Origin of the sequence: Lysobacter antibioticus (assembly GCF_000731095.1) — a bacterium.
In the GTDB taxonomy this organism is placed as follows: Bacteria; Pseudomonadota; Gammaproteobacteria; order Xanthomonadales; family Xanthomonadaceae; genus Lysobacter; species Lysobacter antibioticus_B.
The window spans coordinates 22,192-32,872 of sequence record NZ_JMTZ01000075.1 but is presented as its reverse complement, the minus strand read 5'-3'; the positions used below and the strand labels follow the sequence as shown (position 1 = coordinate 32,872).

Annotated in this window: 8 protein-coding genes; 3 read left to right on the top strand and 5 right to left on the bottom strand. The window is 67.8% G+C overall.

Features of this window, described 5'->3' with window-relative positions; genetic code table 11:
• Positions 1–211 precede the first annotated feature (211 nt).
• From ppx to EX88_RS0118935, 5 genes are all read right to left on the bottom strand, one after another.
• The gene (gene ppx, locus EX88_RS0118960; protein WP_031373564.1) at positions 212–1,741 is read right to left on the bottom strand and encodes an exopolyphosphatase; all 1,530 of its coding nucleotides are present in this window, start codon (positions 1,739–1,741) and stop codon (positions 212–214) included.
• Positions 1,742–1,756: 15 nt separating this feature from the next.
• Positions 1,757–3,841, bottom strand: coding sequence for a polyphosphate kinase 1 (gene ppk1 / locus EX88_RS0118955; RefSeq protein ID WP_031373563.1), 2,085 nt, complete (start codon positions 3,839–3,841; stop codon positions 1,757–1,759).
• Positions 3,842–3,859: 18 nt separating this feature from the next.
• Positions 3,860–5,218: a phosphate regulon sensor histidine kinase PhoR gene (phoR, locus tag EX88_RS0118950; RefSeq protein WP_051885300.1), complete on the bottom strand. Its 1,359-nt coding sequence runs from the start codon at positions 5,216–5,218 to the stop codon at positions 3,860–3,862.
• Positions 5,219–5,227: 9 nt separating this feature from the next.
• A complete protein-coding gene (phoB, locus tag EX88_RS0118945; protein ID WP_031373561.1) occupies positions 5,228–5,935 on the bottom strand; it encodes a phosphate regulon transcriptional regulator PhoB in 708 nt (235 codons plus the stop codon).
• 529 nt (positions 5,936–6,464) lie between these two features.
• A complete protein-coding gene (locus EX88_RS0118935) occupies positions 6,465–8,171 on the bottom strand; it encodes a M48 family metalloprotease (protein WP_081931220.1) in 1,707 nt (568 codons plus the stop codon).
• A gap of 254 nt (positions 8,172–8,425) precedes the next feature.
• Between EX88_RS0118935 and grxC the strand changes: the two genes are divergently transcribed.
• The 3 genes from grxC to EX88_RS0118920 all read left to right on the top strand — a co-directional run bounded on the left by grxC (position 8,426) and on the right by EX88_RS0118920 (position 10,455).
• Positions 8,426–8,716, top strand: a complete 291-nt coding sequence (gene grxC / locus EX88_RS0118930) for a glutaredoxin 3 (RefSeq protein ID WP_031373559.1) — start codon at positions 8,426–8,428, stop codon at positions 8,714–8,716.
• Between the two features lie 238 nt (positions 8,717–8,954).
• On the top strand, positions 8,955–9,242 hold the full coding sequence (locus EX88_RS0118925) for a carboxymuconolactone decarboxylase family protein (RefSeq protein ID WP_235186349.1): 288 nt from the start codon (positions 8,955–8,957) through the stop codon (positions 9,240–9,242).
• A gap of 199 nt (positions 9,243–9,441) precedes the next feature.
• Positions 9,442–10,455 carry an isocitrate dehydrogenase gene (locus EX88_RS0118920; RefSeq protein WP_031373557.1) on the top strand — a complete coding sequence of 338 codons (1,014 nt, stop codon included), beginning with the start codon at positions 9,442–9,444 and terminating at the stop codon, positions 10,453–10,455.
• The last annotated feature ends 226 nt before the right edge of the window (positions 10,456–10,681 follow it).

Below are 10,681 nucleotides of genomic sequence, written 5' to 3'. Positions count from 1 at the left end.
CTTTTGTTGCTTATGACAAAAGAAAGTAACCCGCCGCTTTAGTGGCGGAAGCTTTATGCGTTTGATCTTGATCTTGCTTGAGAGAAACGCAGCAAACCCGAAACAGCGATGTCGCGGCTTGCGCCGCTCCTACCCGGCGACGATGCGCCGCTTCGACGCGCGGCGTCGGCGTCGCTACCTCTGCGCGCGCTGACGCGGCATGCGGAACCCGTCAAACCCCCAGCAGCTTCAACGAAATTCCCAACCCCGCCATATCCTGCGGCTCGCCTTCCAGGTCGGCGTGGATCAGCGGGCGCGATTCGAGCCAGCGGCGGGACACGGTCAGGGTCAGGGTGTTGCCGTCGCCGTGGGCGTCGAGTTGTGGGATCGGGTCGGATTCGTGAGCGCGGTGCAGCAGCACCGCCAGGCGCAGCAAGGCCGAGCTGCGGCGCACCGCAGACAGCAGGCGGTCGGGCAGGGCGTCGAAGGCGGACTTGGGGATGCCGCGCCGGTGGGTGCGTACCAGGGCGGCGAGGAACTGTTGCTGTTGGCGCGAGAAGCCGGAGATATCGGAGTTCTCGATCACGTACGAGCTGTGCACGTGGTACTGGCTGTGGGCGATGGCCAGGCCGAGCTCGTGCAGGCGCGCGGCGCGCTGCAGCATCAGGCGGTCGTCGGCATCCAGGCGCCAGCTTTCGGCGACCTGGTCGAACAAACGCAGCAAGGTCGCTTCGACGCGCGCGGACTGCTGCTCGTCGATGCCGTAGCGGTTGACCATGGCCTTGACCGCGGCATCGCGCGGGTCGTCGGCGCCGCCGCGGCCGAGCATGTCGTAGAGCACGCCCTCGCGCATCGCGGCCTTGCTGATCGCCATGCGTTGCAGGCCGAGTACGTTGAAGGCGGCTTCCAGGATCAGGATGCCGCCGGCGATGATCGGGCGGCGGTCGGCCGACAGGCCGGGCAGGTCGATCTCGTCGATGCGGTCGGCCTGGAGCAGGCGGTCGCGCAAGTGCGGCAGGGCGTCGGCGATCACCGCGCCCTTGGTCAGTTTCATCGCCGCGCAGATCTCGCCGATGGCCTTGTTGGTGCCGGACGCGCCCAGGGCCTCGTGCCAGCCCAGCGAGCGGTAGGTGCCGGCGAATTGCTGGAATTCGGCCGAGACCTCGGTCAGCGCATCGCGCCATTTCTTCTTCGACAACTTGCCGTTCTCGAAGAAACGGCGAGTGGTGGCGACGCAGCCGACTTGCAGGCTTTCGCGTTCGATCGCCTCGAAGCCGCTGCCGATGATGCACTCGGTCGAGCCGCCGCCGATGTCGATGACCAGGCGGCGTTCGCCGGGCTTGGACGGCTGCGCGTGGGCCACGCCGAGGTAGATCAGGCGGGCCTCTTCGCGGCCGGACACGACTTCGATGGCGTGGCCGAGCGCGGATTCGGCCGGCATCAGGAAGGCCTGCGGCGCGGCCAGTCGGCGCACGGTGTTGGTGGCGAGGGCGCGCACGCGCTGCGGCGGCACGTCGCGGATGCGCTGGCCGAAGCGCGACAGGCAGTCCAGCGCGCGCTGGCGCACCTCAGGGGCGAGGCCGCCCTTGCGGTCCAGGCCTTCGGCCAAGCGCACGGTCTCGCGCAAGCGGTCGACGGTGCGCAGCTGCCCGAGCACGTAGCGGGCGACCACCATGTGGAAACTGTTCGACCCCAGGTCGACGGCGGCGAGCAGGTCGCCGTCCTGGAGCGGCAGGCGGGTGGTCGGGAAAATGTTGTTCATGTGCGGGATTTTCGTTTATCCGCACAACTTGGCCAACAGGGTCGCCTGTGCCGAGTGGGGCATTGCGCCTTCCTCGGGTACGACGCGCAAATATTGACCGCTGGCTTGCAGCTCCCAGGCGTTGAGGTTGTCGGCCAGGTAATTCGACAGCGCCTCGTCGTAAACGCGGGCGCGCAGGTCGTGATCGAGGATCGGGAAACCGGTCTCGACCCGGCGCAGCAGGTTGCGCTCCAGCCAGTCGGCGCTGGAGCAGAACAGGTCCGGGGCGCCGTCGTTGGCGAACCAATAGACGCGGTGGTGCTCGAGGAAGCGGCCGACGATGGAACGCACGCGGATATTGTCGGAGATGCCCTCGACACCCGGACGCAGGGTGCAGGCGCCGCGCACGATCAGTTCGATCTGCACGCCGGCCTGCGAGGCCTGGTAGAGCGCGCGGATCACCTGCGGCTCGTTCAATGCGTTCATCTTGGCGACGATGCGCGCCGGTTTGCCGGCGCGGGCGTGCTTGGTTTCGCGGTCGATGCGCTTGAGCACCCCGGCGTGCAGGGTGAACGGCGACTGCAGCAGGCACTTGAGCTTGAGCGACGGCGCCAGCCCGGACAACTGCTGGAAGATCAGGTGCACGTCGTTGCCGATGTCGGGATCGGCGGTGATCAGGCCGAAGTCGGTGTAGGCGCGCGCAGTGCCGCTGTGGTAGTTGCCGGTGCCCAGATGCACGTAGCGGCGCAGCTTACGGCCCTCGCGGCGCACGATCAGCAGCATCTTGGCGTGGGTCTTGTAGCCGACCACGCCGTACACCACCTGCACGCCGGCCTCCTGCAGGCGGTCGGCGAGGCCCAGGTTGGCCTCTTCGTCGAAGCGCGCGCGCAACTCGACCACCACGGTCACGTCCTTGCCGTTGCGCGCGGCCTGGACCAGTTGCTCGACGATCGGCGAATCCTTGCCGGCGCGGTACAGGGTCTGCTTGATCGCGAGCACGTGCGGGTCTTCGGCGGCCTGGCGGATCAGCTCCAGCACCGGCGAGAACGCATCGAAGGGGTGGTGCAGCAGCACGTCGCCGTCGGCGACGGTGTCGAACATGCTGTCCACGCCCGGCAGCACACGCTGCTGGTAGGCCGGGAACTTCAGTTCCGGGCGCTGGACCAGGTCGTACACCTGGATCACCCGGTTGAGGTTGACCGGGCCGTTGATGCGGTAAACCGCGTTCTCGGGCAGGTCGAAATTCTCCAGCAGGGTGCGCACGATCGGCTTGGGGCACTGCTCGGCGATTTCCAACCGCACCGCGCGCAGATAACCGCGGCCGATCAGCTCGTCGCGCAGGGCCAGGGCGATGTTGTCGACCTCTTCCTCGTCGACCAGCAGCTCGGAATTGCGGGTGACGCGGAACTGATAGGCGCCCTTGACCTCCATGCCCGGGAACAGCTCGTCGACGAAGGTCGACAGCACCGAGGACAGGAACACGAAGTCGTGCTTGCCGCCGGAGACGTTCTCGGGCAATTGAATGATGCGCGGCAGCGAGCGCGGCGCGCGCACGATGGCCAGGTTGCCGGCGCGGCCGAATGCGTCCTTGCCCTTCAGCACGACGACGATGTTGAGCGACTTGTTGAGGATTTTCGGGAACGGATGCGCCGGGTCCAACCCGAGCGGCGACAGCACCGGCATGATCTCGTCGCGGAAGTAGGCGCGCAGCCAGCGGGTCTGGCGCGCGTTCCAGGAGTTGCGGCCGAGCACGCGCACGCCGGCGTCGCTGAGCGCCGGGCGCAGCACGTCGTTCCAGCACTCGTACTGCGACTTGACCAGTTCGGCGGCGCGGTCGTGGATGCGCGCCAGCACGGTGGCCGGGGCCAGGCCGTCGGGGCCCGGCGCCAGGCCCAGGTCCTGGGCGTGACGCATGGTGCCGGCGCGGATCTCGAAGAACTCGTCGAGGTTGGTGCAGGAGATGCACAGGTACTTCAGGCGCTCCAGCAACGGCACCTGCGCGTCCTGGGCCTGCGCCAGGACGCGGAAATTGAAATCCAGCTGGGACAGTTCGCGATTGAAGTACAGGGCGCTGTCGCGCAGCGGATCGGTGTCGAGCGGGGTGTCCGTCATCGCATTCATGGCGCTGCTGCAGATTTCCTAAGGCAGTACGTCGGGGAGAGTATCGGCGAATGCATCGTGATAGGCGTCGCGGCGGCGGATCCGGTCGATGCCGAAGTGACAGGCGAAGGTGCTGCCGCGGCCGACTTCGCTGGCGATCTCCAGCCGCGCCTGGTGCAGGTTCAGCACGTGCTTGACGATCGACAGGCCGAGGCCGGTGCCGCCGCTCTCGCGCGAGCGGCTGGTCGAGACGCGGTAAAAGCGCTCGGTGATGCGCGGCAGGTGCGCGGCCGGGATGCCGTAGCCGCTGTCGACCACTTCCAGCACCGCGCCGCGGGCGATGCCGCTGCTTTCCGGGCGGAAGCGGATGCGGATCGTGCCGCCTGCGGGGGTGTAGCGGATCGCATTGCTGACCAGGTTGGAGAACGCGCTGTGCAGTTCCTTGTTGGAGCCGAACAGGTCGACCCCGGCCAGGTCGTCCATCGCGATCTCGTGCCGGCCCTGGCTCAGCGCATTGGCTTCGCGCTTGAGCGTGGACAGCATCGAGGCCATCGCGACGATTTCCTCGGCCGGCAGGCTGTCCTGCGACTCCAGCCGCGACAGGGTCAACAGGTCTTCGACCAACTGGGTCATGCGCTGCGACTGGCGCTGCATCTCGGCCAGCATCGGCGCCCAGTCCGGGTGTTCTTCCGGGTCCAGCAGGTCGAGATAACCGTGCACCACGGTCAGCGGCGTGCGCAGTTCGTGCGAAACGTTGGCGACGAAGTCGCGGCGCATCTGCTCGAGTTGCAGCAGCCGGCTGACGTCGCGCGCGACCAGCAGCCACAGGTTTTCCGAGTACGGGATCAGGCGCAGGCTCAGGGTGATCGCCGGGTTCCACGGCGAGGCCGCTTCCAGCGGCTCGGCATTGCGGCCCGAGGCCAGCCAATGCGCGAGCTGCAGCGGCTGCAGGCGTTGCACCACCGGCGCGCCGATGTCGCGCGGGTAGCGCAGGCCGAGCAAACCGGTGGCGGCCTCGTTGAACCATTGGATGCGCTGGCTGTTGCGTTCGACCACGACGATGGCGTCGGGCATCGCCGCGGCGGCGGCGCGATAGGCGCGCAGCATTTCGATCAGGCGCCGCTTGCGGCCGCGCATTTCGGCCTGGCTGCGGTGCAGCAGGCGGTCGAGTTCGTTCCAGATGCCTTCGCCGAGCGGCGGGGTGAGGCGCTGGCGTGCGGTCAGGCGGATCAGCACCCGGCGCAGCCGCCAGTAATGCCAGGCGACGACGCCGAGCGCGGCGAACGTGACGACCGGCCAGGGATGGCCGATCAGCACGCCGAGCACGGCGGCGCCGACCAGGATCAGGGCGAGCTGACCGAGGGTGCGGAACCAGGCGGAGCGTGCGCGGGGAGGCATACCTCCAGCTTACGCGGCGAGCGAGGCGGAAAAACGATACCCCGCGCCGCGTACGGTCTGGACCATGCCGTCGAGGTGATGCGGCTCCAGGGTCTTGCGCAGGCGGCGGATGTGCACGTCGACCGTGCGCTCTTCGACATAGACGCTGCCGCCCCAGACGTGATCGAGCAACTGGGTGCGCGAGTAGACGCGTTCGGGGTGGGTCATGAAGAAATGCAGCAACCGGTATTCGGTCGGGCCGATCTGCACCGGCTGGTCGCCGCCTTCGCCGTGGGCGAAGACGCGGTGGGCGGCGCCGTCGATGCGCAGCGGGCCGACGCCGACGCTGCCGTCCTCGTCGTCTTCGCGCGAGCGCCGCAGCACGGCGCGGATGCGGGCCAGCAGTTCGCGCGCCGAAAAGGGTTTCACCACGTAGTCGTCGACCCCGGCTTCGAGGCCGCCGACGCGGTCGTTCTCTTCGCCGCGCGCGGTCAGCATGATGATCGGGATCTCGCGGGTCAGCGATTCCTTGCGCCAGCGCCGGGCCAGTTCCAGGCCGCTGGTGCCCGGGAGCATCCAGTCGAGCAGGATCAGGTCGGGCACGCGGTCGGCGATGGCGGCCTGGGCCTCGCGGGCATCGCCGGCATGGACCGGGTCGTATTCGCCCTTGCGCAGGGCAAAGGACACCATGTCGCGGATGGCGGGTTCGTCTTCGACTATCAAGATGCGCTTCTGCACACGGTCACCGAGGGGGAGGCGGGGAGGGCTCGTCCTTGAAACGGCGCCAGTACACTACCGTTTTATGACTACTCCATGACAAGGCCCCGGCTGCATTGTCGGCTTTGTGATGCGCCGCGCTTCCCCAGCGCGTTTTCGCGAGATTCGGGCCAAACGGGGCTTACGCTGGATTGGCGGCGCTTTCGCCGCCGTTGCCGCCGTAATGCGCGACGCTGGAGTTTGGCGTTCAGATGACATCGCGATGGCAGGGGGCCGATCGATGGCGGGCATATGGCGAACGGGCGACGCTGCCGTGGCGGCCGCGTGGCGGTGCCGCTGCGCGATGCTGGCCCTTGGCCGCGGACTCGAACTCGCCGTCTTCGGCAAAGCCGGCGACCCCTGGCATATGACGGGCCGATTCCTTGGCGCAGCACTGAAACTCGCCCCCTTTGACAAAGGGGGCAGCGCCCCGAGCCGGCCCGAAGCCTGGCCTGGACCGGCGGCGCGGGGGATTTGCCGTTGCCGTTGCCTTCTGCGGACCCAGGCAGGCCTAGCGCCGCTTGAGATCCTCGTCGCGCACGCCCTGCCGCTTTAGTTCCAGCACGGTCGGGGTGATCGCGGCGATGCGGGCCTCGATGCGGGCACGGGCGTAATAGTCGAGGTCCGGATTGCGCTTGAGCGTATTCAGCTGGACCAGGGCCTGCTCAGGACGGCCGCGCAGATAAGCGGCCTCGGCATAGGCTTCGCCGGCCCGGATCGAGTCGCCGGCGATCTCGCAGGCGCGGGCGAACAACTGCTGCAGCAGCGGGTCGTCGCCGCCCTGGCCGAACAGCGGCCGCAGCACGGCCTGGGCGCGCTGGCCGCCGGCCGGGGTGTTGCGGTCGGTCAGGACCTTGGCATAACCCAGGGCGATGGCGCGGTTGTTCGGGGTCTGGCGCAGCAGCGCTTCGAAGCGGGCGTCGGCCGCGGCGGTCTTGCCGGTCTGGGCCTCGGCTTCGGCCAAGGCCAGACTCAGCCAGACCTGGCCGGGGTGCTTCTGCAGCAATTCGTTCAACACCGGCACGGCCGCGCCGGACTGGTTGGAGCGCATCCGCGCCAGCGCCATGCCGTAGCGGCGGGCGTCGCTGTCGCCGCCGAGGCGCTCGTACTCGCGCACCGCTTCGCGCGGCGAGACCGCGCTGAGCACGCGCAGGCGCTCACGGGCGAACTCGAACACGCCGGTGCTGCCCGAGTTCAGCGACTGGTCGAGCAGTTTCAGCCCGCTCGGCAACAAGGGGTTGTCGGTGCCGCTGGCGTTGTCGGGCAGGGTGAACGGCGCCTTCGGGATGCGTTCGACCCGGGTCGCGTTCGGCGTCGCGGTGACCGCGGTCAGGCTGTTCCTGCCGGCGATCTGCTCGGCGCGTTCCTTGGCTTCGCCGATACGCGTGGTGGTGACCGGGTGGGTCATCAGGTAATCGGGGGTCTCGCCGTACCAGTTGGCGGCGTTGCTGCGCGAAACGACCTGCATGCGGGCGAAGAAGTCGGCCATCGCGGTCGGGTCGTAATGGCTGCGAGACAGGGTCTGGATGCCGATCCGGTCGGCCTCGGATTCGTTGGAGCGGGTGTAGTTGATCTGGCGCTGCTGCATCAGGCCCAGGCCCGAGGTGATCGCGGCCATGGTCGCGTCGTCGGTCGAATTGGAACCTGCGCTCTGCGCGGCGACGATCGCGCCGAGCATCGCCAGCAGGATCGGCAACTGATCGCGCTGGGCGCGTTCGACCCCGCGCAGCACGTGCTGCTGGGTGACGTGGGCGACTTCGTGCGAGATCACCGCGGCGACCTCGTCCTCGCGTTCGGCGGTCAGCACCAGGCCGGAGTTGACGCCGATATAGCCGCCGAGGGTGGCGAAGGCGTTGATCTGGCGCTCGCGCAGCATGAAGAAGGTGAAAGGCTGGGTCGGCTTGTCGCTGTTGGCGGCGAGGCGGGTGCCGAGCGTGTCGAGCCAACTGTCGATCAGCGGGTCTTCGAGCAGATAGTCGTAATGGCGCAGCTGCGCCAGCATCATCGCGCCGTACTGGCGCTGCTTGGCCGGCGTCAGCAGTTCCGCCGCCGAGGAGCCGATGTCGGGCAGCTTGGATTCCTGCGCGCTCGCGCAGACGCTGCCGAGGGCGAGGGTGACAGCGGCGGTGAGCAGGGCGATGCGGCGCAAGCGGTGAGTCCTCGGGAGCAGACGGATGATGGCGGGCGGATGGCGGGCTTGCGAAAGCCGGCGGGGCATTCGCGGCGGATGCATGGCAGGATGCCGCCCGGGCGGTGGGACGGCGTGAATGCGTCGTTAACTCAGGGGTTCAACGTCTGATCGGCGCATTCGGGGTCGTCCCGGGACGTTGCGGTGAGGGTGAGCACCAGACCCGACGCTGGCGTACTGAGTAGCGCAGGACTGCGTTCCATCGACGAACTTTAAACTCCCCGCTGCCGTAGCCATATTCGACCGCAAGACCTTCCCAGAGTTCAGGCAGCAGGAGAACCGTTTTGAGCGACACCGCCCCCCAACCGCCGTCGATCGTGATCTATACCACCGCGATCTGCCCGTATTGCGTCGCCGCGAAGAATTTCCTCAAGAGCAAGGGCCAGGAGTGGACCGAGGTCCGCATCGACCTGGATCCGGCCGAGCGCGAGAAGATGATGGCGCTGACCAAGCGCACCAGCGTGCCGCAGATCTTCATCGGGCAGACCCACGTCGGCGGTTACGACGACATGATCGCCCTGCATCGCGCCGGCGGCCTGGAGCCGCTGCTGGAGGGGGTGAGCGGGCGCGCTTAAGCGGCACTGCCGCTTGCGCCCGCGAACGCCCGGCCATGGATGGCCGGGCCGGACGATCCGCAGCCGAATGGCAGCGCCAGGGACGGCAAGGACGTAACCCACCATCGAAGGAACTTGTGTGAGCAATGATCGTAACGACGACAGCGCGTCGTCGAACCAGACCGCCACGAACGAAAGCGACCGAGTGGCCCCGAGCGAAAGCGACCGAGTGGCCGAGTTCACCGCGTTCCGCAAGCGCATGAACGAACGCATCCTGGCCGAACCGAACCAGGTCGTGCGGCGTTTCTTCGCCCTGGATACGCAGACCTACCAGCCCGGCGCGCTCGACCTGAAAACCAAGGAACTGCTCGGCCTGGTCGCCTCGATGGTGCTGCGTTGCGACGACTGCATCAGCTACCACGTCGCCCAATGCAAGGAGGCCGGGGTCAATCGCGACGAGATGTTCGAAGCGTTTTCGGTCGGTCTGGTGGTCGGCGGCTCGATCGTGATCCCGCATCTGCGCCGCGCCTACCCTCGAAACCCCTGAAGCGGGTCGGCCACTTAGCTGAACGCGGGGCCGCTGCGCCGAATCGCACCGCCGGCTGCGCCGAATCGGGCCGATCGCCGCCCCCGACCAAGGTCCAGTACTCCCCCGAATGCAGCGGGGGGCCGCTTCCGGCATAATTACGGGGCTCACACCTCGTGCGCCGCGCCGCTTGCGCCGCGCCCTACAGCTGGAAATCCTCATGACGCAAACCATTACGGTCATCCGTGGCGACGGCATCGGCCCCGAGATCATGGACGCCACCCTGCACGTGCTCGACACGATGAACCTGGGCCTGTCCTACGAATTCGCCGATGCCGGCCTGGTCGCGCTGGAAAAGCACGGCGAGCTGCTGCCGGCGGCGACGATGGACTCGATCCGCAAGAACCGCATCGCCCTCAAGAGCCCGCTGACCACGCCGGTCGGCGAAGGCTTCAGCTCGATCAACGTCGAGCTGCGCAAGCGCTTCGACCTGTACGCCAACGTGCGTCCGGCCAAGTCGTTCCCGAACACCAAGTCGCGTTTCCCCTCGGGCGTGGACCTGATCACGGTGCGCGAGAACACCGAAGGCGCCTACATCGGCGAAGGCCAGTCGCTGTCGGAAGACGGCGAGACCGCGATGCTGACCCAGAAGATCACCCGCCGCGGCTCCGAGCGCATCGTGCGCTACGCCTTCGACCTGGCGCGCCGCACCGGCCGCAAGAAGGTCACGGTCGTGCACAAGGCCAACATCCTCAAGTCGACCTCGGGCCTGTTCCTGAAGACCGCGCGCGAAGTGGCGCAGCAGTATCCGGACATCCAGTGCAACGAGATGATCGTCGACAACACCTGCATGCAGCTGGTGATGCGTCCGGAGCAGTTCGACATCATCGTCACCACCAACCTGTTCGGCGACATCATCTCCGACCTGTGCGCCGGCCTGGTGGGCGGTCTCGGCCTGGCACCGGGCGCCAACATCGGCACCGACGCGGCGATCTTCGAAGCCGTGCACGGCTCGGCCCCGGACATCGCCGGCAAGGGCATCGCGAACCCCTGCGCCCTGCTGCTGGGCGCGGCGCAGATGCTCGATCACCTCGGTCAGCCGGAAAAGGCGACCGCGCTGCGCGAGGCGATCATCGCCACGCTCGAAGCCAAGGATTCGCTGACCCCGGACCTCGGCGGCGAAGGCAACACCATGTCGTTCGCCAAGGCCATCGCGAGCCGCATCGCGGCGTAAGCGCCCGGCCATCGCGAGACCTCTGCAGGGCGCCTTCGGGCGCCCTGTTTCGTTTTTGCGAAGCACCTCTCGCCTGGGGGAGGCGCGCGCCGCGCAAGCCTGCGCTAGGCTCGGGCGGCTTTCGGCAGGACGCCGTCGCCTGTCCGAAGCGGGTTCGTCCGTGTGCGTGAGCGCAACAGCGCTCGGTCGCGCGGCCCTCCATCCCGGCGGCTGGATTCGCATCGAG